The 22,163-nt window shown below is 68.4% G+C and carries 20 protein-coding genes; 11 read left to right on the forward strand and 9 right to left on the reverse strand.

From position 1 onward, the window contains the following. Positions 1 to 7 precede the first annotated feature (7 nt). The 4 genes from sigM (at position 8) to trxA (ending at position 3,104) form a co-directional block, all read left to right on the forward strand. Positions 8 to 736: an RNA polymerase sigma factor SigM gene (sigM, locus tag ACH5AC_RS05510; protein ID WP_398860327.1), complete on the forward strand. Its 729-nt coding sequence runs from the start codon at positions 8 to 10 to the stop codon at positions 734 to 736. Next, positions 733 to 1,614 (forward strand): anti-sigma factor family protein, encoded by an 882-nt coding sequence (locus ACH5AC_RS05515; RefSeq protein ID WP_398860329.1) that lies wholly within the window; start codon positions 733 to 735, stop codon positions 1,612 to 1,614. Before sigM ends, ACH5AC_RS05515 begins: the two co-directional genes overlap by 4 nt. Positions 1,615 to 1,761: 147 nt before the next feature. After that, positions 1,762 to 2,733, forward strand: coding sequence for a thioredoxin-disulfide reductase (gene trxB, locus ACH5AC_RS05520; RefSeq protein ID WP_398860330.1), 972 nt, complete (start codon positions 1,762 to 1,764; stop codon positions 2,731 to 2,733). A gap of 41 nt (positions 2,734 to 2,774) precedes the next feature. Beyond that, the gene (gene trxA, locus ACH5AC_RS05525) at positions 2,775 to 3,104 is read left to right on the forward strand and encodes a thioredoxin (RefSeq protein ID WP_398860331.1); all 330 of its coding nucleotides are present in this window, start codon (positions 2,775 to 2,777) and stop codon (positions 3,102 to 3,104) included. 81 nt (positions 3,105 to 3,185) lie between these two features. Here trxA and ACH5AC_RS05530 read toward each other — a convergent pair whose 3' ends face one another. The 9 genes from ACH5AC_RS05530 to rpmH all read right to left on the reverse strand — a co-directional run bounded on the left by ACH5AC_RS05530 (position 3,186) and on the right by rpmH (position 9,944). Further along, on the reverse strand, positions 3,186 to 3,803 hold the full coding sequence (locus ACH5AC_RS05530; RefSeq protein ID WP_398860332.1) for a GNAT family N-acetyltransferase: 618 nt from the start codon (positions 3,801 to 3,803) through the stop codon (positions 3,186 to 3,188). Positions 3,804 to 4,014: 211 nt separating this feature from the next. Next, a complete protein-coding gene (locus tag ACH5AC_RS05535; protein ID WP_398860334.1) occupies positions 4,015 to 5,103 on the reverse strand; it encodes a ParB/RepB/Spo0J family partition protein in 1,089 nt (362 codons plus the stop codon). Further along, entirely contained in the window at positions 5,100 to 6,173 is a 1,074-nt protein-coding gene (locus ACH5AC_RS05540; RefSeq protein ID WP_398860909.1) for an AAA family ATPase, read from the reverse strand. The genes ACH5AC_RS05535 and ACH5AC_RS05540 overlap by 4 nt, the downstream gene beginning before the upstream one ends. A 249-nt stretch (positions 6,174 to 6,422) precedes the next feature. Continuing rightward, positions 6,423 to 7,139: a 16S rRNA (guanine(527)-N(7))-methyltransferase RsmG gene (gene rsmG, locus ACH5AC_RS05545; protein WP_398860335.1), complete on the reverse strand. Its 717-nt coding sequence runs from the start codon at positions 7,137 to 7,139 to the stop codon at positions 6,423 to 6,425. A 118-nt stretch (positions 7,140 to 7,257) separates the two neighbouring features. Continuing rightward, positions 7,258 to 7,770 (reverse strand): protein jag, encoded by a 513-nt coding sequence (locus ACH5AC_RS05550; protein ID WP_398860337.1) that lies wholly within the window; start codon positions 7,768 to 7,770, stop codon positions 7,258 to 7,260. 15 nt (positions 7,771 to 7,785) lie between these two features. Continuing rightward, positions 7,786 to 9,060: a membrane protein insertase YidC gene (yidC, locus tag ACH5AC_RS05555; protein ID WP_398860338.1), complete on the reverse strand. Its 1,275-nt coding sequence runs from the start codon at positions 9,058 to 9,060 to the stop codon at positions 7,786 to 7,788. 3 nt (positions 9,061 to 9,063) lie between these two features. Further along, complete coding sequence (yidD, locus tag ACH5AC_RS05560) at positions 9,064 to 9,417, reverse strand: membrane protein insertion efficiency factor YidD (protein WP_398860339.1); 354 nt, start codon at positions 9,415 to 9,417, stop codon at positions 9,064 to 9,066. Next, positions 9,414 to 9,785, reverse strand: coding sequence for a ribonuclease P protein component (gene rnpA, locus ACH5AC_RS05565; protein WP_398860340.1), 372 nt, complete (start codon positions 9,783 to 9,785; stop codon positions 9,414 to 9,416). The genes yidD and rnpA overlap by 4 nt, the downstream gene beginning before the upstream one ends. A gap of 21 nt (positions 9,786 to 9,806) precedes the next feature. Then, the gene (gene rpmH / locus ACH5AC_RS05570; protein ID WP_003956500.1) at positions 9,807 to 9,944 is read right to left on the reverse strand and encodes a 50S ribosomal protein L34; all 138 of its coding nucleotides are present in this window, start codon (positions 9,942 to 9,944) and stop codon (positions 9,807 to 9,809) included. A 395-nt stretch (positions 9,945 to 10,339) separates the two neighbouring features. Between rpmH and dnaA the strand changes: the two genes are divergently transcribed. The 7 genes from dnaA to gyrA all read left to right on the forward strand — a co-directional run bounded on the left by dnaA (position 10,340) and on the right by gyrA (position 22,156). Then, positions 10,340 to 12,235, forward strand: a complete 1,896-nt coding sequence (gene dnaA, locus ACH5AC_RS05575; RefSeq protein ID WP_398860342.1) for a chromosomal replication initiator protein DnaA — start codon at positions 10,340 to 10,342, stop codon at positions 12,233 to 12,235. 922 nt (positions 12,236 to 13,157) lie between these two features. Next, positions 13,158 to 14,288, forward strand: a complete 1,131-nt coding sequence (dnaN, locus tag ACH5AC_RS05580) for a DNA polymerase III subunit beta (protein WP_398860343.1) — start codon at positions 13,158 to 13,160, stop codon at positions 14,286 to 14,288. A 156-nt stretch (positions 14,289 to 14,444) separates the two neighbouring features. After that, complete coding sequence (gene gnd, locus ACH5AC_RS05585) at positions 14,445 to 15,320, forward strand: phosphogluconate dehydrogenase (NAD(+)-dependent, decarboxylating) (protein WP_398860344.1); 876 nt, start codon at positions 14,445 to 14,447, stop codon at positions 15,318 to 15,320. Between the two features lie 50 nt (positions 15,321 to 15,370). After that, positions 15,371 to 16,495, forward strand: a complete 1,125-nt coding sequence (gene recF, locus ACH5AC_RS05590; protein ID WP_398860345.1) for a DNA replication/repair protein RecF — start codon at positions 15,371 to 15,373, stop codon at positions 16,493 to 16,495. Further along, positions 16,492 to 17,022: a DUF721 domain-containing protein gene (locus ACH5AC_RS05595; protein ID WP_398860346.1), complete on the forward strand. Its 531-nt coding sequence runs from the start codon at positions 16,492 to 16,494 to the stop codon at positions 17,020 to 17,022. Before recF ends, ACH5AC_RS05595 begins: the two co-directional genes overlap by 4 nt. 412 nt (positions 17,023 to 17,434) lie before the next feature. After that, the gene (gene gyrB / locus ACH5AC_RS05600) at positions 17,435 to 19,507 is read left to right on the forward strand and encodes a DNA topoisomerase (ATP-hydrolyzing) subunit B (RefSeq protein WP_398860347.1); all 2,073 of its coding nucleotides are present in this window, start codon (positions 17,435 to 17,437) and stop codon (positions 19,505 to 19,507) included. Between the two features lie 42 nt (positions 19,508 to 19,549). Continuing rightward, complete coding sequence (gyrA, locus tag ACH5AC_RS05605) at positions 19,550 to 22,156, forward strand: DNA gyrase subunit A (protein WP_398860349.1); 2,607 nt, start codon at positions 19,550 to 19,552, stop codon at positions 22,154 to 22,156. Positions 22,157 to 22,163 lie beyond the last annotated feature (7 nt).

Genomic DNA, 22,163 nt, shown 5'->3' on the forward strand with positions numbered 1-22,163 from the left:
AGGTCCGATGGCGGAAGGCGGTGTCCGGTTCGACGGGGTGAGTGATCAGGATCTGCTCGCCCGCCATCTGGAAGGGGACCCCGACGCCTTCGGTGAGATCGTGCGGCGCCATCGCGACCGGCTGTGGGCGGTGGCCCTGCGGACGCTGGGGGACCGCGAGGAGGCCGCGGACGCTGTTCAGGACGCCCTGGTCTCCGCCTACCGGGCGGCGCACACGTTCCGTGGCCAGTCCGCCGTCACGACCTGGCTGCACCGCATCACGGTGAACGCCTGTCTGGACCGTGCCCGCAAGGCCGCCTCCCGCAAGACCGCGCCGGTCGACGACACCGAGCGCCTGGAACAGCTGCTGGAGCCGCATGAGTCGGCTTCCGCACCGGCCGAGCGCAACGACCTCCATCGCCAGCTCCTCGAAGCACTCGGCACGCTCCCGCCCGACCAGCGGGCCGCACTGGTCCTGGTGGACATGCAGGGCTACCCGGTCGCCGAGGCCGCCCGCATGCTCGACGTCCCCACCGGAACGGTCAAGAGCCGCTGCGCCCGAGGCAGAGCCAGACTCCTGCCCCTGCTCACCCATCTACGGCCGGAAAGCACCGGTGGCAAGACGGAACCGGGGACGGGACGGAACCGGACGCAGGGGGCATCCGTCCCACCGGCAGCGGGTCCTCGCACCAGAGGTCCGGACGGTGCCGGGACAGGGGACTCAGCCGCGGTGAAGGGCGGAGGTGGGCGAGCGTGACATCGACGACGGACATGACCGGACACCCGGACGTCATGGAGATCTCCGACCTCGTCGAGGGCCTGCTCACTCCGGCCCGTACCACGGACCTGCGCAGGCATCTGGACACGTGCGAGCTCTGCGCGGACGTCCACGCCTCTCTGCAGGAGATCCGCGGTCTGCTGGGCTCCCTGCCGGGACCCACGCCCATACCGGACGATGTCGCCCAGCGCATCGACGACGCGCTCACCGCGGAGGCCCACCGGGTCGCCGAGACTCCCCCGAACGAGCCACCCGCAGACACGACAGGCACCACGGTCCATGTTTCACGTGAAACGTCGGCACCGGACCGCCCCGCAGGCCATGCCCGCACGGCCGGCTCAGGACCAGGCCGCAAGGAGCGCAAGCGGCGCGGCCGCCGCAAGATCGCCGTCCTCGGCATCGTATTCGGCGCCGCCGCCCTCGGTCTCGGCTCCGTCCTGGTGCCCTCACTCCTGAACGACGGCAGCGACCAGACCGGTGCAGGGGGACAGCGATCCACCGCCGCGGACACCTTCTCGGCGACCACCCTGGAGCAGCAGGTCTCCGCTCTGCTCACCCAGAGCAAGGGCTCCCGCGCCCCGGACACCCTGGGCATCGAGGGCGGGGCTGCCAGCGCGTCACCCCGAGTTCTCCAGCGACCGACGGTGCCCGCCTGCGTCGAGAAGGCCATCGGCAAGCAGGACGCGCCCCTCGCCACCGAGCGCGGCGTCTACCACGGCAGGGATGTTCTGCTCGTGGTCCTGCCGGACACCTCCGACAGCACCCGGGTCACCGCCTACCTCGTGGACGCCACCTGTGTGGAGCAGCCATCGGCCCAGGCCAAGGTGCTGTTGCAGGACACCTACGTCCATCCCTGAGAATCGGACGCTCAGTCTCCCCTCCCGCCCCTCCGTGTGCCCGGACACACCGGGAATGCGCGCCCCTTAGGATCCGTTGGGTGGGGTGAGAGTTCAGAGAGGCTCCCACCGGTCGAACGATGCAGACCAGAGACGAGGAATACAGCCGTGAGCGACGTCCGTAACGTGATCATCATCGGCTCCGGGCCTGCCGGCTACACCGCGGCGCTCTACACCGCGCGCGCGTCGCTGAAGCCGCTCGTGTTCGAGGGCGCCGTCACTGCGGGCGGTGCCCTGATGAACACCACCGAAGTCGAGAACTTCCCGGGCTTCCAGGACGGCATCATGGGTCCCGAGCTCATGGACAACATGCGCGCCCAGGCCGAGCGTTTCGGCGCCGAACTCGTCCCCGACGACATCGTCTCCGTCGATCTGACCGGTGAGATCAAGACCGTCACGGACACCGCGGGCACCGTCCACAAGGCCAAGGCCGTGATCGTGGCCACCGGCTCGCAGCACCGCAAGCTCGGCCTGCCCAACGAGGACGCCCTCTCCGGCCGCGGTGTCTCGTGGTGCGCCACCTGTGACGGCTTCTTCTTCAAGGACCAGGACATCGCCGTGATCGGTGGCGGCGACACCGCGATGGAGGAGGCCACCTTCCTCTCGCGCTTCGCGAAGTCCGTGACGATCGTCCACCGCCGGGACACCCTGCGCGCCTCCAAGGCGATGCAGGAGCGCGCCTTCGCCGACCCGAAGATCAAGTTCATCTGGGACAGCGAGGTCGCCGAGGTCCAGGGCGACCAGAAGCTGTCCGGTCTGAAGCTGCGCAATGTCAAGACCGGCGAGCTGTCCGACCTGCCGGTCACCGGCCTGTTCATCGCGATCGGCCACGACCCGCGCACGGAACTCTTCAAGGGCCAGCTCGACCTGGACGAGGAGGGCTACCTGAAGGTCGCCGCTCCGTCCACGCGGACGAATGTGACCGGTGTCTTCGGCGCCGGTGACGTGGTGGACCACACCTACCGCCAGGCCATCACCGCGGCCGGCACCGGCTGCTCCGCCGCCCTCGACGCCGAGCGCTTCCTCGCCGCCCTGGCGGACACCGAGCAGCAGGCCGAGCCCGAGAAGACCTCCGTCTGACCCCCTTCCCGCCCCACGCATCAATTCATGAGGAGCCCGCTGTGGCCAACCTGAAGAACGTGACCGACGACTCCTTCGAGCAGGACGTCCTCAAGAGCGACAAGCCCGTCCTGGTGGACTTCTGGGCCGCCTGGTGCGGTCCGTGCCGCCAGATCGCTCCGTCCCTGGAGGCCATCGCCGCCGAGCACGGCGACAAGATCGAGATCGTCAAGCTGAACATCGACGAGAACCCGGGTACGGCCGCGAAGTACGGCGTCATGTCCATCCCGACCCTCAACGTCTACCAGGGCGGCGAGGTCGCCAAGACCATCGTCGGCGCCAAGCCGAAGGCCGCGATCCTGCGTGACCTCGAAGAGTTCATCGCCGAGTGACGCTCCCCGCCGTCACGGCGACGGTCGATGTTTCACGTGAAACATGAGTGGGCCAACCCCTGAAGGGTTGGCCCACTTGCTTTACAGCGGCCTCAGCACCGGTTCCTTCTGAACTGCTCCCAGCAGCCGGTCGAGCGCCATCTCCACGTCTTCCTTCCAGGAGAGGGTGGTCCGCAGTTCCAGCCGCAGTCGCGGATGCAGAGGGTGAGGGCGCACCGTCTTGAAGCCCACCGCCGTGAGATGGTCGGCCGGCAGTAGACACGCCGGTTCCTTCCAGCGGGCATCGCCGAACGCCTCGATCGCCTTGAATCCCCGGCGCAGCAGGTCCTTGGCCACCGTCTGCACCATCACCCGGCCCAGCCCTTGGCCCCGGTACCCCGGCAGGATGAACCCGGTCATCAGCTGAACCGCGTCCGGTGACACCGGGCTGGTGGGAAACGCCGTGGACCGCGGGACATAGGCGGGCGGCGCGTAGAGCACGAAGCCCACCGGGACGTCGTCTACGTAGACCACACGGCCGCAGGATCCCCAGTCCAGCAGTACGGCAGAGATCCATGCCTCCTTCTCCACAGCGGCCGTACCGGCCTGGACCGCCGCCTCGCCGCTGACGGGGTCCAGCTCCCAGAAGACGCACGAGCGGCAACGCTGGGGAAGATCCTGGAGATTGTCCAGCGTGAGCGGTACGAGCCGACGCCCCATGAAGGCTGTTCCTCGCTTCCTTCGCCCGCAGCACCGCGAGCGGCCATCAGAGCGCTCTGCCCGGTGGATACGCCATACCCTTACGCATCGTATCGACGATGCGATTCCATCGATACCGGCAGAAAGCAAAGAGCGGACCGCGTTCCGGTACACACCGGACACGGCCCGCTCAACCGGACGGCCGGGCCGAACCCCCGGCCCGGCCGACGGCTCAGGACTCCGCTTCCTCAGCGCCGCCTTCGGCAAGTCCCTTCTGCAGCACGGGTGCCTCACCGGGGGCAAGCGTGTCGAGGATCCGCTCCAGATCCTCCATCGAGGCGAACTCGACGGTGATCTTGCCCTTCTTCTGTCCCAGGTCGACCTTCACCCGTGTCTCGAAACGGTCCGAGAGGCGGGTGGCGAGGTCGGACAGCGCCGGGGAGACCCGAGCACCGGCACGCGGTCCCTTGGCCCGCTGAGCCGTCTGCGGCCGCGAGCCCATGAGTGTCACGATCTCCTCGACCGCCCGGACGGACAGCCCCTCGGCCACGATGCGATGGGCGAGGCGGTCCTGCTCCTCCGCGTCCTCGACCGAGAGGAGCGCCCGCGCATGACCAGCGGAGAGCACCCCGGCAGCGACCCGGCGCTGGACCGTCGGGGAGAGCTTCAGCAGACGCAGCGTGTTGGACACCTGCGGCCGGGACCGGCCGATGCGGTCGGCCAGCTGGTCGTGCGTGCAGTTGAAGTCCTTGAGCAACTGGTCGTAGGCGGCCGCCTCTTCCAGCGGGTTCAGCTGCGCCCGATGCAGGTTCTCCAGGAGAGCGTCCAAGAGAAGCTTCTCGTCCTCGGTGGCCCGTACGATCGCCGGGATCGCCTCCAGGCCCGCCTCACGGCAGGCCCGCCAGCGCCGCTCACCCATGATGAGCTCATAGCGGCCGGGACCCAGCTGCCGGACGACGACCGGCTGCAGAAGGCCGACCTCCTTGATGGAGGTGATGAGTTCCTGCAGAGCGTCCTCGTCGAAGACGTCACGCGGCTGACGCGGGTTGGGAGTGATGGCGTCGAGTGGAATCTCCGCGAAGTGAGCGCCGATCGGAGGCGTCGGCACATCCGACCCACCGCTCGGCTCTGTTTCACGTGAAACAGCCGGCAGCGTGGCCACCTTCGCCGCGGCCACTCCGCGGTCGCCTGTCAGGACCGGGACGGCGCCGGGGGAGGCGGAGGCCCCTCCCAGCGCGGCCGAAGCCGGCGTCCTCTCCGTCGACGCGGGTGGGATCAGCGCACCGAGACCCCGCCCCAGCCCCCTCCGTCGCTCACTCACTGGGTCCCCTCCACCATGCTCGGGTTGTTCTGTGCGCCGATATGGGCGTGGCTGGCGTCATAACTGACGCTCACACCCCTCAGCGCGATCTCTCGGGCCGCCTCAAGGTAGGACAGGGCACCGCTCGATCCGGGATCGTAGGTCAGCACCGTCTGTCCATAGCTCGGCGCCTCGGAGATACGGACCGAGCGGGGAATGCTCGTCCGCAGCACCTCGTCGCCGAAGTGGGTGCGCACCTCTTCCGCGACCTGGGACGCGAGGCGTGTCCGGCCGTCGTACATGGTGAGCAGGATGGTCGACACATGCAGGGCGGGGTTGAGGTGCCCCCGCACCAGGTCGACATTGCGCAGCAGTTGGCCCAGGCCCTCCAGCGCGTAGTACTCGCACTGAATGGGGATGAGGACCTCCTGGCCGGCCACCAACGCATTGACCGTCAGCAGACCGAGCGAGGGCGGGCAGTCGATGAGGATGTAGTCCAGCGGCTGCTCATATGCCTGGATGGCCCGCTGCAGCCGGCTCTCGCGCGCCACCAGGGACACCAGCTCGATCTCCGCACCGGCCAGATCGATGGTGGCCGGGGCACAGAAGAGGCCCTCGACATCGGGGACCGGCTGGACGACCTCGGAGAGCGGTCTGCTGTCGACCAGGACGTCATAGATGGACGGGACTTCGGCGTGGTGGTCGATCCCGAGAGCCGTGGAGGCGTTGCCCTGCGGGTCGAGGTCGATCACCAGGACGCGTCCGCCATGCAAGGCGAGCGAGGCGGCAAGGTTGACGGTCGTCGTCGTCTTGCCGACGCCACCCTTCTGGTTGGCAACCACGATGACACGCGTCTGCTCGGGCCGAGGCAGGCCCTCACCGGCGCGACCCAGAGCCTCCACCGCCAGTTGGGCAGCACGACCGATCGGGGTGTCGTCCATCGGAGGCGGTGTTTCACGTGAAACATCCTCCCCGAGCGACTCGGTACGGGGACCGGGGACCGGATCGGTCATCGGTCCCGCGATGTTGGCGTCGGACCGCAAGGATTCACTCTCCTCGACTTCAGGCTCGCAATGAACAGAGCCTCCCATGTCTTCGGGGTCGTGAACCAGTGAGGCCGGTCGTTCTGTGGAGAAATCCACCTCTGTGGACAACTGCGGTCCCTCATTGAGTGAACCGAGAGGCTTGCGGTCGCGGGGTTCGGCCGCGGCGCGGCCCCGACTGATGATGCCGTGCAGCAGTGAGCGACGTTTCACGTGAAACACGATGCACAGCGCCGACGGCCGAACTGTCGCGACACTCCGTCATGCGTAGGTTGGGCAGCTTGTGTGGAGTACGACTCAACGGCGGCGACGGGTGCGTCCCGTCCGGGCCGCCTTCGCTCGCTTGGCCGCGAACCGCACACCGCCCGGGCTCTCTCCGACCTCGACCCGTACGACCGTGGACAGCGGATCCACCACGCCCTCGCCCACATGCAGGATCGACGTCTCGACGGCACCGAGCTTGCTCAGCGCGGTCGCCGCGCTCTTCAGCTCCTCCTCCGCGGTGTCCCCCTTGAGGGCGAGCATCTCACCGTACGGCCGCAGCAGCGGGATGCCCCAGGTGGCCAGGCGGTCCAGGGGCGCCACGGCCCGCGCCGTCACCACATGGACCGGCGGCAACTGCCCCATGACCTCCTCGGCGCGACCGCGCACCACGGTCACATGGTCGAGGCCGAGCAGCTCGACGACCTCGGTGAGGAAGTTCGTCCGGCGCAGCAGCGGCTCCAGCAGAGTGATCTTGAGATCCTCCCGGACGAGCGCCAGAGGGATGCCGGGCAGGCCGGCGCCCGAGCCGACATCGCAGACCGTCACGCCCTCGGGCACGACCTCCGAGAGCACCGCGCAGTTCAGCAGATGCCGCTCCCAGAGCCGGGGAACCTCGCGCGGGCCGATGAGCCCTCGCTGCACTCCGGCCTCGGCCAGCAGCTCGGCGTACCGGACCGCATCCGCGTAGCGATCTCCGAATACCGCGCGAGCCTGCTCAGGCGCAGGGGGGAGCTCCGCTGCCTCCGTCACGGGGACCGTCCTTCCGTACCGCATCAGCGCTTCGCGCGCCGACCACCAGAACTATCAGGCTGACAAAGACCGGCCCCGTCTGCACAACAGACGGGGCCAGGGTGACGTACGTATCGATTCAGTTGGGGAGTACGACGACGAAGCGCTGCGGCTCCTCGCCCTCGGACTCACTGCGCAGACCGGCCGCCTTGACCGCGTCGTGAACGACCTTACGCTCGAACGGGGTCATCGGCTTGAGCTTGACCGGCTCACCGCTGTTCTTCGCGTCGGCGGCGGCCTTGGCACCCAGCTCGGAGAGCTCGGTGCGCTTCTTGGCGCGGTAGCCCGCGATGTCCAGCATGAGCCGGCTGCGGTCGCCGGTCTCCCGGTGCACGGCCAGGCGCGTCAGCTCCTGCAGCGCCTCCAGCACCTCGCCGTCCCGGCCGACCAGCTTCTGCAGGTCGCGGCTGCCCGTGTCGCTGATGATCGACACAGCGGCACGGTCGGCCTCGACGTCCATGTCGATGTCGCCATCGAGGTCGGCGATGTCCAGCAGACCCTCGAGGTAGTCCGCCGCGATCTCGCCCTCCTGCTCCAGGCGGGTCAGGGTGTCTGCACCCTCGGCGGCGGCGGAGGTGGTGCCTTCCGTCACGGGATGGGCTCCTTCTTACTTCTTGGACGGGGACTTGGGGCGCTGCGGGCCACCCTTGCGCTGCCCGGACTGGGCCTTGCTGCGGGTGCCGCTGCCGGGCTTGGGAGTGGCCTTCTTGGCAGCGCCGGCGGGCTTGGCGTCCTCCGGCTCATCGGTCTTGCTCAGCGACGTGGGCTCGCCGGCCGCCTTGGGACCCCCGGTCTGGCGCTGGGCCTTGGTCTGCCGCTTGGGCTGCTGGCGCCTGGCGGCGGTCGCGCTGGTGGTTGTGCCACCGTCCTCGGTCTGGGCGGCTGCCTGGGCCTCGCTCTTGACGACGGTGCCGTCGGCCTGGGCCGCGAGGCCCGCCTTGTTCAGACCGTTGATGAACTTGCGCTCGTAGTCGTTGCGGTCGCGGCCCTTGGCGACGATCGCCTTGACGATGGCCTTCTCGCCCCGGCCGCGGGTCTTGCCGTGGTGGCTGACGCGCTTGAACAGGCGCTCCAGGTAAGCGGCCTGGGCCTTGGAACCCGGGGTCGGGTTGTTGTGGATGACGTACATCTGCTGGCCCATGGTCCACACGTTGGTGGTCAGCCAGTAGACGAGGACACCGACCGGGAAGTTGATACCGAAGACGGCGAACATGACCGGGAAGATGTACATCAGCATCTTCTGCTGCTGCATGAACGGCGTCTTCACCGTGGTGTCGACGTTCTTCGTCATCAGCTGGCGCTGCGTGTAGAACTGCGACGCCGACATCAGGACGATCATGACCGCGGTGACGATGCGGACCGTGGTGATCGAGGCGTCGAGGGCCGCGGCGTCCGAGGCGCTGTCCGTGAAGGTCGCCGCCAGCGGGGCACCGAAGATGTGCGCCTTCTGCGCGCTGGCCAGCAGGCTCTCGTTGATGACACCGACGGTGTCGTTGTTCGCGATGCTGTTGAGCACGTGGTACAGCGCGAAGAAGAACGGGGACTGCGCAAGGATCGGAAGGCACGAGGAGAGCGGGTTGGTACCCGTCTCCTTGTACAGCTTCATCATTTCCTCGGACTGGCGCTGCCGGTCGTTCTTGTAGCGCTCCTGGATCTTCTTCATCTCCGGCTGGAGCGTCTGCATGGCGCGCGTCGCCTTGATCTGCTTCACGAAGAGCGGGATCAGGCAGATCCGGATGAGGATCACCAGGGACACGATGGACAGGCCCCAGGCCCACCCGGTGTCATCGCCGAAGAGGGCGCCGTACACCTTGTGGAACTGGACGATGACCCAGGAGACGGGTGTGGTGATGAAACTGAAGAGGCTGGCAATCGTGTCCACTAATCATGCTCCTTGGGCATGGGACGGGGTCTCTGCGGCCGGGCTCGAAGAAACATTCTCCTCGGTGGCCGTTTCGGCGGCGGAGGTCCCGCCCTTGCGTGCGCGCCAGGCGCCGCGCAGCATCTCGTGCCAACGCGGACGCTTACGCGGGGGCACATGGTCCACCCCGCCCAGCGACCACGGATTGCACCGCAGAATGCGCCAGGCGGTGAGCGCCGTTCCCTTGATCGCGCCGTGCCGGTCGATGGCGGTGTATCCGTAGTGAGAGCACGACGGGTAGTACTTGCACACCGGCCCGAGCAATGGACTGATCGTCCACTGGTACAGCTTGATCAGAGCCAGCAGCGGGTACTTCATCGCGCGCCCCCTCCCAGCAGCCGTTGAAGGGCGGCATCAAGGTCTTGGGCCAGCTGTGCGTGGTCGGCGTCACCCGCTCCGGGCAGCGCTCGTACGACTACCAGGCTACCGGGGGGACAGAGGGCGACCCTGTCACGCATGAGATGACGCAGTCGGCGCTTCACCTTGTTGCGCACGACGGCGCCGCCCACTGCCTTGCTCACGACGAAACCCGCACGCGTCGGGGGAGCGCTCTCCCCAGGCGCGTGCGGGTCCGTGGCACCGCTTCGAAGGTGGACGACGAGCGTCGGGCGTCCGGCCCGGCGCCCTCGTCGTACCGCGGTCGCGAAGTCCTCGCGCCGCCTCAGCCGGTTCTCGGTGGGCAGCACGACGGCATGACCTGACCGGGATCAGGCGGACAGGCGGGCGCGACCCTTGCTACGGCGGGACGCGAGAATCGCGCGGCCGGCACGGGTGCGCATACGCAGCCGGAAGCCGTGGGTCTTCGCGCGACGACGGTTGTTCGGCTGGAAGGTGCGCTTGCTCACTCGGGGGCTCCAGAAAGAAATCGGTGGTGGCGGGGTGCCGTCCTGGCTGTCACCGTGCGCCCACGAGTAGCTCGCGTTACGCCCGAGTGCACCGCTTTCCGATCACCGGACTACCCCGCGTGTGCGGGGACGTGATCTGTGCCCATCGGAGGCAGGCGGCAGCAGCCATCGACAACTCGACCTGGTTACGGTACGCGGGGCTACGCCATCCGGTCAAACCGACGACCATCGGGGGACACTGTCCACAGCCTGGGGACAACAACTTGAACCGTACCGGCCGGGCTGACTACCGTGGCTGGACTCCGATTCGTTCCCTTGTCCCCGACCCCACCCGATTTACATCCCGATCCGTCCCACGATCACACGATCGTGTGACCTGCGAGAGAGCGTGCCCTGTGGCTGACGTACCTGCCGATCTTGCCGCAGTGTGGCCACGTGTTCTGGAGCAGCTCCTCGGTGAGGGACGTGGCCAGGGTGTGGAGTCGAAGGACGAGCACTGGCTGCGGCGGACCCAGCCGCTGGCCCTGGTCGCGGACACCGCGCTGCTCGCCGTGCCGAACGAGTTCGCGAAGAACGTGCTGGAGGGCCGGCTCGCGCCGATCGTCAGCGACACACTGAGCCGCGAATGCGGCCGCCCGATCCGCATCGCGATCACCGTCGACGACTCCGCCGGCGAGCCCCCGGCACCACCGGCCCCGCCGCAGCAGCCCCGCTACGAGGAACCCGAGCTGCCGTCGTCCGGGCAGTACGACGGCGGGTACGACACACCGCCGTACGAGGGCTACGGCCGCCACCGCGGCGAGCAGCTGCCCACCGCCCGCCCGGCCTACCCCGGCGAGTACCAGCGCCCCGAACCGGGCGCCTGGCCGCGCGCCCAGCAGGACGAGTACGGCTGGCAGCAGCAGCGCCTCGGCTTCCCCGAGCGAGACCCGTACGCCTCACCGTCGCAGGACTCGTACGGCGGTCCCGGCCAGGACCCCTACGGCGCGCCGGCCCCGGACTACCACCAGGCACCGCCGGAGCGCCCGCCGTACGAGAAGCCGTACGAGCAGTACGACAAGCCGTACGAGCAGCAGCGCGGTGACTACGACCAGCGTGACGGGGGACGGCGGGAGCTGCCCGAGCCACCGGCCGGCGCGGGTCCCGCGCACCGCGGCGGGCCCGGGGTGCCGACCCTGCCCTCGGCGGGCGGTGGCACCGGGGGTCCCGGCCCGCTGGGCGCCCAGTCGGCGGCCTCGACCGGCGGGCCGGGCGAGCCGACCGCGCGGCTGAATCCGAAGTACCTCTTCGACACGTTCGTCATCGGCGCGTCCAACCGCTTCGCCCACGCGGCCGCCGTGGCCGTCGCCGAGGCCCCCGCCAAGGCGTACAACCCGCTGTTCATCTACGGCGAGTCGGGGCTCGGCAAGACGCACCTGCTGCACGCGATCGGACACTACGCGCGAAGCCTGTACCCCGGCACGCGCGTGCGGTACGTGAGCTCCGAGGAGTTCACCAACGAGTTCATCAACTCCATCCGCGACGGCAAGGGCGACAGCTTCCGCAAGCGCTACCGCGAGATGGACATCCTGCTCGTCGACGACATCCAGTTCCTGGCGGACAAGGAGTCGACGCAGGAGGAGTTCTTCCACACCTTCAACACGCTCCACAACGCCAACAAGCAGATCGTCCTCAGCAGCGACCGGCCGCCCAAGCAGCTGGTGACGCTGGAGGACCGGCTGCGGAACCGTTTCGAGTGGGGTCTGATCACCGACGTCCAGCCCCCCGAGCTGGAGACTCGGATCGCGATCCTGCGCAAGAAGGCGGTGCAGGAGCAGCTGAACGCGCCGCCGGAGGTGCTGGAGTTCATCGCCTCCCGGATCTCCCGCAACATCCGTGAGCTGGAGGGCGCGCTGATCCGGGTGACGGCGTTCGCCTCGCTCAACCGGCAGCCGGTGGATCTGGGCCTCACGGAGATCGTCCTGAAGGACCTGATCCCCGGTGGGGACGACTCGGCGCCCGAGATCACCTCCACGGCCATCATGAGCGCCACGGCGGACTACTTCGGGCTCACGGTCGAGGACCTGTGCGGCACATCGCGAGGGCGGGCGCTGGTGACCGCCCGGCAGATCGCCATGTACCTGTGCCGGGAGCTGACCGACCTGTCGCTGCCCAAGATCGGCGCGCTGTTCGGCGGCCGTGACCATACGACGGTCATGCACGCCGACCGCAAGATCCGCAACCTGATGGCCGAGCGGCGCTCCATCTACAACCAGGTCACCGAGCTGACGAACCGCATCAAGGCCGGCTGACGCCGCACCGGCGGCCCGGACCGGCCGCGCACCTTCCTCCACAGCCTGTGGGCGCCCCTGGACGAGCTCCGGAGGCGCCCTCACGCGTTCCTGGGCCATGGTCAGGGTGTGCGGCAGGGCCGCGCTGCCCGATGCCGGTTGTTCGATTAGCTGCTGAGTTACGGGCGCTCTCCACAGATTCGGTGACTTTCTTCCGTCCACATCCTGGGGACTGGGAAGTTGTCCAGATCGTGTCCACAGGGCGGCCTGTGGGGGAAACATAGGGCCAGGTCAGGGGGCTGTGGATTCGTGGACGAAGGAAATCCACAGGCTGTGGACGAAACGGTGGCCCACAGGTTGCGCGCGCGGTTGTCCACCGGCAACCCACAGGCTAGGGCCGGTTGTCCCCAGCGATCCCCAGCTTCTCCACATGTCTGTCCACTGTTCGGCAACCTGGAGTCGCCTCTGACCGTGTCGAGTGAAAGCCGTCACATCGCGTTGCCGGGTTGGGCTGTGGGAAAGACGGGCAAACCTGGGGACGGTGTTGGGGAGAAGTCGCCTCAGCCTGTGCATGGAGTGTGCAGAACTTTCTGTTCTCCACAGAAGGCCCTGGTTGTCCACCGCCTCCACCCACAGGCCCCGTGGACAAAATCTCGCCTCTGAGCTGCGGAAACGAAGTTATCCACGGTATCCACAGGCCCTACTACTACTTCCCACTAGAGAGAGCCCGGGAATCGTTTTGAAGCGGGTCCTGTGCACAACTCGCTCTTCGGCGCCCGGCTGCCCCTCATCACGACTTGACCCCGAGAGGCACCAGCTGTCAGTGCGGTGCGTCAGACTGGTCCCCGGGTGTCCTTCCCCTCACCGGGGGCGGCGACACCCAGACAGACGACGAAGGCGAAGCAGGGCGAGAAGCGCCGGCAACAGCAGGAGGCGGCTTACGGTGAAGATCCGGGTGGAACGCGACGTACTCGCGGAGGCAGTGGCCTGGGCGGCGCGCAGCCTCCCGGCCCGTCCGCCGGCGCCTGTCCTCGCCGGCCTGCTGCTGAAGGCCGAGGACGGCCAGCTGAGCCTGTCCAGCTTCGACTACGAGGTCTCCGCGCGCGTGAGCGTCGAGGCGGAGGTCGAGGAGGAGGGCACCGTCCTCGTCTCCGGCCGGCTCCTCGCCGACATCTCGCGGGCGCTCCCCAACCGGCCGGTGGAGATTTCCACAGACGGTGTACGGGCGACGGTGGTCTGCGGCTCCTCGCGATTCACCCTCCACACACTGCCTGTGGAGGAGTACCCGGCGCTGCCCCAGATGCCGAACGCGACCGGCACGGTCCCCGGCGAGGTCTTCGCCTCCGCCGTGCAGCAGGTGGCGATCGCCGCCGGCCGTGACGACACGCTGCCCGTGCTGACCGGTGTGCGCATCGAGATCGAGGGCGACACCGTCACCCTGGCCTCCACCGACCGCTACCGCTTCGCCGTCCGTGAGTTCCTGTGGAAGCCGGAGAACCCGGACGCCTCCGCCGTCGCCCTGGTGCCCGCCAAGACGCTGCTGGACACCGCGAAGGCCCTGGGCGCCGGGGACAGCGTCACGCTGGCGCTGTCGGGCTCCGGCGCGGGCGAGGGACTGATCGGTTTCGAGGGCGCGGGCCGCCGTACGACCACACGGTTGCTCGAGGGCGATCTGCCGAAGTACCGGACGCTGTTCCCGACCGAGTTCAACTCCGTCGCCGTGATCGAGACCGCGCCCTTCGTGGAGGCCGTCAAGCGTGTGGCCCTGGTGGCCGAGCGGAACACGCCGGTGCGGCTGAGCTTCGAGCAGGGTGTGCTGATCCTGGAGGCCGGGTCCAGCGATGACGCACAGGCTGTGGAGAGGGTCGACGCGCAGCTGGAGGGTGACGACATCTCGATCGCCTTCAACCCGACCTTCCTGCTGGACGGTCTGAGCGCGATCGACTCGCCGGTGGCGCAGCTGTCGTTCACGACGTCCACGAAGCCGGCGCTGCTGAGTGGGAAGCCCGCGGTGGATGCCGAGGCGGATCTGGCGTACAAGTACCTGATCATGCCGGTGCGGTTGAGCGGCTGACGGTTGTCCACAGGCTGGGCCGGGGCTGTGGCTGAGTCGGCGCACCATGGTCTACGTATGAGCGGGTATGCCCACAGTTGTGCGTGAGCGTCCGGGTTTAGGGTCGGGCGTGGCACGAAGGTGCCGGTCACGCCACAGCAACCTAAGGAACAACTGATGGAGCTCGGTCTCGTCGGCCTCGGCAAGATGGGCGGCAACATGCGCGAGCGGATTCGCCGCGCGGGCCACACCGTCGTCGGATACGACCGCAACCCGGACCTCGCGGATGTCCACAGCCTGGAAGAGCTTGTGGGCAAGCTCAGTGGTCCGCGCGTCGTATGGGTCATGGTCCCGGCCGGTGCCGCCACCCAGTCGACCATCGACGAGCTCGCCGGGCTGCTGGAGCCCGGCGACGTGGTCGTGGACGGCGGCAACTCCCGCTGGACGGACGACGAGAGGCACGCCGAGGAGCTGGCCGCCAAGGGCATCGGGTTCGTCGACTGCGGTGTCTCCGGTGGCGTCTGGGGCCTGGAGAACGGCTACGCGCTGATGTACGGCGGCGCCGCCGAGGACATAGCGAAGGTGCAGCCGGTCTTCGACGCGCTCAAGCCGGAGGGCGACTTCGGCTCGGTGCACGCCGGCAAGGTCGGCGCGGGCCACTTCGCGAAGATGGTCCACAACGGCATCGAGTACGCGATGATGCAGGCGTACGCCGAGGGCTGGGAGCTCCTGGAGAAGGTCGACTCCGTGGAGAACGTCCGCGAGGTCTTCCGGTCCTGGCAGGAGGGCACCGTCATCCGCTCCTGGCTGCTCGACCTCGCCGTGAACGCCCTGGACGAGGACGAGCACCTCGACGACCTGCGCGGTTACGCACAGGACTCCGGTGAGGGACGCTGGACTGTGGAGGCCGCCATCGACAACGCCGTGCCGCTGCCCGCGATCACGGCCTCGCTCTTCGCGCGGTTCGCCTCCCGCCAGGAGGACTCGCCGCAGATGAAGATGATCGCCGCGCTGCGCAACCAGTTCGGCGGTCACGCGGTGGCGAAGAAGTAAGCGGCGGAGAAGAAGCAAGCAGTAGGGAAGCTGGGAGGTCGGCTCCGACCATGCACGTCACGCATCTGTCGCTGGCCGACTTCCGTTCGTACGCCCGGGTCGAGGTCCCGCTGGACCCGGGCGTCACCGCCTTCGTCGGCCCGAACGGGCAGGGCAAGACGAACCTGGTCGAGGCCGTCGGCTATCTCGCCACGCTCGGCAGCCACCGCGTCTCCTCCGATGCGCCCCTGGTCCGCATGGGCGCCGAGCGCGCGGTCATCCGGGCGCAGATCCGTCAGGGCGACCGGCAGCAGCTGATCGAGCTGGAGCTGAACCCGGGCCGCGCCAACCGCGCCCGCATCAACCGGTCCTCGCAGGTCAGACCCCGGGACGTGCTGGGCATCGTACGGACCGTGCTGTTCGCGCCCGAGGACCTCGCGCTCGTCAAGGGGGATCCGGGTGAGCGGCGCCGTTTCCTCGACGAGCTGATCACCGCGCGGTCGCCGCGCATGGCGGGGGTGCGGTCCGACTACGAGCGCGTCCTCAAGCAGCGCAACACCCTGCTGAAGTCGGCGGCCCTCGCGCGGCGGCACGGTGGGCGGTCGATGGATTTGTCCACGCTCGACGTGTGGGACCAGCACCTCGCGCGCGCGGGCGGGGAGCTGCTGGCGCAGCGGCTCGATCTGATCGCCGTGCTGGAGCCGTTGGCCGACAAGGCGTACGAGCAGCTGGCGCCCGGCGGTGGTCCGGTCGCACTGGAGTACAGGCCGTCGGCGCCGCTCGGTGGTGTCCACACGCGTGAGGAGCTCTACGAGCGGCTGATGGCGGCGCTCGTGGACGCGCGCAAGCAGGAGATCGAGCGGGGTGTCACCCTCGTGGGGCCCCATCGGGACGATGTGCTGCTCAAGCTCGGCCAGCTGCCCGCCAAGGGATACGCCTCCCACGGCGAGTCCTGGTCGTACGCGCTCGCCCTGCGGCTGGCCTCCTACGATCTGCTGCGCGCCGAGGGCAATGAGCCGGTGCTGGTCCTGGACGACGTCTTCGCCGAGCTGGACGCGCGGCGCCGGGAGCGGCTCGCGGAGCTGGTGGCGCCCGGTGAGCAGGTCCTGGTGACGGCCGCGGTCGACGACGACGTACCGGATGTGCTGAGCGGCGCACGGTACGCGGTGTCCGACGGGACGGTGGAGCGGGTATGACCATGGACCAGCCGGGGAAGGGCACGCAGCCTTCGGGCGTCGACCTCGCGCGCGTGGCGCTGCGTGCTGCTCGTGAGCAGGCACGCGCGCGTGGGGACGCGGTGCAGCAGAAGAAGCAGGCGCGGCGTGGGGGCGGCCTGCGCTCCGGCGCGCGCGCGGACGGGCGCGACCCCATGGCGCTGGGCGCCGCGATCAACCGGCTGCTCACCGAGCGGGGCTGGGAGGCGCCGGCCGCGGTGGGCGGGGTGATGGGCCGCTGGCCGCAGATCGTCGGCGAGGACGTGGCCAAGCACTGTGTGCCCGAGCGGTACGACGAGGACGAGCGCGTGCTGGTGGTGCGCTGCGACTCGACGGCTTGGGCGACGAATCTGCGGCTGCTGGCGCCCACGCTGGTCGCGCGGCTGAACGAGGATCTGGGGCACGGCGCGGTGCGGCAGATCAAGGTGCAGGGGCCCGGCGGCGGCCCCCGTCGGTACGGGCCGCTGTCGGCCCCGGGCAGCAGTGGGCCCGGTGACACCTATGGGTGACGCACATCACGTAGGGGCCGGGTGCTGACGCCGGAGGGATCCGGACGGTCGGGGCGGATTCACCGATCCTCTCCGGCCGTCCGGTGTTTTGTATGTCAAATAGCCGCACTTCGGTGCGAATTCAGACCTGACTCTCCAGTAGCCAAGGGTTGACACCCAGAAGCGCTGAGTGCCTCTGTGAGCCTCTTGGAGCCCCCATCCGCATATCGGGAGTCGGCCGAGACCGGTTGAGGGCGGCACATGGGGACTCAGGTACCGGCAAACCCCCATCGCTGTCAGTGGTACCGGTAGACTGGAAGACGATCCCGCCCCAAACGTGGGGACCGTCCGGGAAAAGCTGAGCAACGCTGATCAAGGCTGACCAACGCACCATGCCGCAGCCGCTCCGGCACCCCGCCGACGAGCCTGGCTTGTGCTGTGCCAGAAAGGGCGCTTCGTGGCCGATTCCGGCAACCCCAACGAGAACATCCCGTCCACCGATGCCCCGGCCGGAGCGGCCGAGGCATCAGTCACGGCGTCGTACGACGCGAGCGCCATCACCGTCCTCGAGGGCCTGGACGCGGTCCGCAAGCGCCCCGGTATGTACATCGGCTCCACCGGTGAGCGCGGCCTGCACCACCTGGTGTACGAGGTCGTCGACAACTCCGTCGACGAGGCGCTGGCCGGTCACGCGGACACGATCGATGTGACGATCCTCGACGACGGCGGCGTGCGCGTCATCGACAACGGTCGTGGCATCCCGGTGGGCATCGTCCCCTCCGAGGGCAAGCCGGCCCTCGAGGTCGTGCTGACGGTGCTGCACGCGGGCGGCAAGTTCGGCGGCGGCGGCTACGCGGTCTCCGGCGGTCTGCACGGCGTCGGTGTGTCCGTCGTGAACGCCCTGTCGAGCAAGGTGTCCGTCGAGGTGAAGACCGACGGCCACCGCTGGACGCAGGACTACAAGATGGGCGTCCCGACGGCCCCCCTGGACCAGCACGAGGCGACCGAGGAGACCGGCACCTCGGTGACCTTCTGGGCGGACCCGGAGATCTTCGAGACCACCGAGTACTCCTTCGAGACGCTGTCGCGGCGTTTCCAGGAGATGGCGTTCCTCAACAAGGGCCTGACGATCCGGCTCACCGACGAGCGCGCCTCGGCGAAGGCCACGGCCGGCGCGGACGAGGCGGGCGCGGACGAGAAGGACGAGGCCAAGACCGTCACGTACCACTACGAGGGCGGCATCGTCGACTTCGTGAAGTACCTCAACTCCCGCAAGGGAGACGTGGTGCATCCCTCCGTGATCGACCTGGAGGCCGAGGACAAGGACAAGAGCCTGTCCCTCGAGGTCGCCATGCAGTGGAACAGCGGCTACAGCGAGGGCGTGTACTCCTTCGCCAACATCATCCACACCCATGAGGGCGGTACCCACGAAGAGGGCTTCCGGGCCGCCCTGACGTCGCTGATCAACAAGTACGCGCGCGACAAGAAGCTGCTGCGGGAGAAGGACGACAACCTCACGGGTGACGACATCCGCGAGGGTCTGACGGCGATCATCTCGGTCAAGCTGAGCGAGCCCCAGTTCGAGGGCCAGACCAAGACCAAGCTGGGCAACACCGAGGCGAAGACCTTCGTCCAGAAGGCGGTCTACGAACACCTCAACGACTGGCTGGACCGCAACCCCAACGAGGCGGCGGACATCGTCCGCAAGGGCATCCAGGCGGCCACCGCGCGCGTGGCGGCCCGCAAGGCGCGCGACCTGACCCGCCGCAAGGGCCTGCTGGAGACCGCGTCCCTGCCGGGCAAGCTCTCCGACTGCCAGTCGAACGACCCCACCAAGTGCGAGATCTTCATCGTCGAGGGTGACTCCGCCGGCGGCTCGGCCAAGTCCGGCCGCAACCCGCAGTACCAGGCGATCCTCCCGATCCGAGGCAAGATCCTCAACGTCGAGAAGGCGCGGATCGACAAGATCCTGCAGAACCAGGAGATCCAGGCGCTGATCTCGGCCTTCGGCACAGGTGTGCACGAGGACTTCGACATCGAGAAGCTCCGCTATCACAAGATCATCCTGATGGCGGACGCCGACGTCGACGGCCAGCACATCAACACCCTGCTGCTGACCTTCCTGTTCCGCTTCATGCGGCCGCTGGTCGAGGCCGGGCACGTGTTCCTGTCCCGCCCCCCGCTCTACAAGATCAAGTGGGGTCGGGAGGACGTCGAGTACGCCTACTCCGACCGTGAGCGCGACGCGCTGCTGGAGATGGGCCGCCAGCGCGGCAAGCGGGTCCGTGAGGACTCGATCCAGCGCTTCAAGGGTCTCGGTGAGATGAACGCCGAGGAGCTGCGCGTGACCACCATGGACCAGGAGCACCGGGTCCTCGGTCAGGTCACCCTCGACGACGCCGCGCAGGCCGACGAGCTGTTCTCGGTCCTCATGGGTGAGGACGTCGAGGCCCGCCGCCAGTTCATCCAGCGCAACGCCAAGGACGTCCGCTTCCTCGACATCTGAGTCGGTCTCAGCTGACCGCACCAGGAAGGACCTTCACCAGCAATGACCGACGAGACCCCCAATGTTCCCGCCGGCGCCGTGACGCCGGGCGAAGAGGCCCTGGCCCTGCGCGTCGAGCCCGTCGGGCTCGAGACGGAGATGCAGCGCTCGTACCTCGACTACGCGATGTCCGTCATCGTCTCCCGCGCGCTGCCGGACGTCCGTGACGGTCTCAAGCCCGTCCACCGCCGCGTCCTGTACGCGATGTACGACGGCGGCTACCGCCCCGAGCGCGGCTTCTACAAGTGCGCGCGCGTGGTCGGCGACGTCATGGGCAACTACCACCCCCACGGCGACTCCTCGATCTACGACGCCCTGGTCCGCCTCGCCCAGCCCTGGGCGATGCGCATGCCGCTCGTCGACTCCAACGGCAACTTCGGCTCCCCGGGCAACGACCCGGCGGCCGCCATGCGCTACACCGAGTGCAAGATGGCGCCGCTGTCGATGGAGATGGTCCGCGACATCGACGAGGAGACCGTCGACTTCACGGACAACTACGACGGCCGCTCCCAGGAGCCGACCGTCCTGCCCTCCCGCTTCCCGAACCTGCTGATCAACGGCTCGGCCGGGATCGCGGTCGGCATGGCGACCAACATCCCGCCGCACAACCTGCGTGAGGTCGCGGCCGGCGCGCAGTGGTACCTGGAGAACCCGGAGGCGTCGCACGAGGAGCTCCTTGACGCCCTCATCGAGCGCATCAAGGGCCCCGACTTCCCCACCGGCGCCCTGGTCGTCGGCCGCAAGGGCATCGAGGAGGCGTACCGCACGGGTCGCGGCTCGATCACGATGCGCGCGGTCGTCGAGGTCGAGGAGATCCAGAACCGCCAGTGCCTGGTGGTCACGGAGCTGCCGTACCAGGTCAACCCGGACAACCTGGCCCAGAAGATCGCCGACCTGGTGAAGGACGGCAGGATCGGCGGCATCGCGGACGTCCGCGACGAGACGTCGTCGCGCACCGGCCAGCGCCTGGTCATCGTGCTCAAGCGGGACGCGGTCGCCAAGGTCGTGCTGAACAATCTGTACAAGCACACCGACCTGCAGACGAACTTCGGCGCCAACATGCTGGCGCTGGTCGACGGCGTGCCGCGCACGCTCTCCCTGGACGCGTTCATCCGCCACTGGGTGACGCACCAGATCGAGGTCATCGTCCGCCGTACGCGCTTCAGGCTGCGCAAGGCCGAGGAGCGGGCACACATCCTGCGCGGCCTGCTGAAGGCCCTGGACGCCATCGACGAGGTCATCGCGCTGATCCGGCGCAGTGAGACCGTCGAGATCGCGCGTGGGGGCCTGATGGGCCTCCTGGAGATCGACGAGATCCAGGCGAACGCCATCCTGGAGATGCAGCTGCGCCGGCTGGCCGCCCTGGAGCGCCAGAAGATCGTCCAGGAGCACGACGAGCTCCAGGCGAAGATCACCGAGTACAACGAGATCCTCGCCTCGCCGGTCCGGCAGCGCGGTATCGTCAGCGAGGAGTTGGCGGCGATCGTCGAGAAGTTCGGCGAAGACCGCAAGACCATGCTGGTGCCCTACGACGGCGACATGTCCATCGAGGACCTCATCGCCGAGGAGGACATCGTCGTCACCGTCACGCGCGGCGGCTACGTCAAGCGCACCAAGACGGACGACTACCGGGCCCAGAAGCGCGGCGGCAAGGGCGTACGCGGCACGAAGCTGAAGGAAGACGACATCGTCGACCACTTCTTCGTCTCGACCACGCACCACTGGCTGCTGTTCTTCACCAACAAGGGCCGGGTGTACCGGGCCAAGGCGTACGAGCTGCCCGACGCCGGTCGGGACGCGCGCGGACAGCACGTGGCGAACCTGCTCGCCTTCCAGCCGGACGAGGCGATCGCCGAGATCCTGGCGATCCGCGACTACGAGGCCGCGCCCTATCTGGTGCTCGCCACCAAGGCCGGTCTGGTCAAGAAGACGCCGCTGAAGGATTACGATTCGCCCCGCTCCGGCGGTGTGATCGCCATCAACCTCCGGGAACGGGAGGACGGTTCGGACGACGAGCTGATCGGCGCCGAACTGGTCTCGTCCGACGACGATCTGCTGCTGATCAGCAAGAAGGCGCAGTCGATCCGGTTCACTGCCACGGACGAGTCGCTGCGCCCCATGGGCCGTGCCACCTCGGGTGTCAAGGGCATGAGTTTCCGCGAGGGCGACGAGCTGCTCTCGATGAATGTTGTTCGACCCGGTACGTTCGTGTTCACTGCGACGGACGGCGGGTACGCGAAGCGGACCGCCGTCGACGAGTACCGCGTCCAGGGTCGCGGCGGCCTCGGTATCAAGGCTGCCAAGATCGTGGAGGACCGCGGTTCGCTCGTCGGCGCGCTGGTGGTCGAGGAGACCGACGAGATCCTCGCCATCACGCTGTCCGGCGGTGTGATTCGTACGCGAGTCAACGAGGTCAGGGAGACGGGCCGTGACACCATGGGCGTCCAACTGATCAACCTGGGCAAGCGCGATGCCGTCGTGGGCATCGCTCGTAACGCCGAGGCGGGGCGCGAGGCGGAGGCAGTCGACGGCGAGGACGCCGTGGACGAGGCCGCCGAGGGTGCCGCGACCACCGGCACGGACGAGGGTGAGGCGCCCTCGACCGAGTAGCACGAGG

This window comes from Streptomyces sp. NPDC018693 (assembly GCF_044391385.1).
GTDB lineage: Bacteria > Actinomycetota > Actinomycetes > Streptomycetales > Streptomycetaceae > Streptomyces.

What these genes read in the sequence shown, in the direction of transcription:
- sigM (WP_398860327.1), top strand. Translation starts at nt 8, where the DNA reads ATGGCGGAAGGCGGTGTCCGGTTCGACGGGGTGAGTGATCAGGATCTG.
- ACH5AC_RS05530 (WP_398860332.1), bottom strand. Translation starts at nt 3,803, where the DNA reads ATGGGGCGTCGGCTCGTACCGCTCACGCTGGACAATCTCCAGGATCTT.
- ACH5AC_RS05540 (WP_398860909.1), bottom strand. Translation starts at nt 6,173, where the DNA reads ATGGGAGGCTCTGTTCATTGCGAGCCTGAAGTCGAGGAGAGTGAATCC.
- yidD (WP_398860339.1), bottom strand. Translation starts at nt 9,417, where the DNA reads ATGAAGTACCCGCTGCTGGCTCTGATCAAGCTGTACCAGTGGACGATC.
- gnd (WP_398860344.1), top strand. Translation starts at nt 14,445, where the DNA reads ATGGAGCTCGGTCTCGTCGGCCTCGGCAAGATGGGCGGCAACATGCGC.
- recF (WP_398860345.1), top strand. Translation starts at nt 15,371, where the DNA reads ATGCACGTCACGCATCTGTCGCTGGCCGACTTCCGTTCGTACGCCCGG.
- ACH5AC_RS05595 (WP_398860346.1), top strand. Translation starts at nt 16,492, where the DNA reads ATGACCATGGACCAGCCGGGGAAGGGCACGCAGCCTTCGGGCGTCGAC.
- gyrA (WP_398860349.1), top strand. Translation starts at nt 19,550, where the DNA reads ATGACCGACGAGACCCCCAATGTTCCCGCCGGCGCCGTGACGCCGGGC.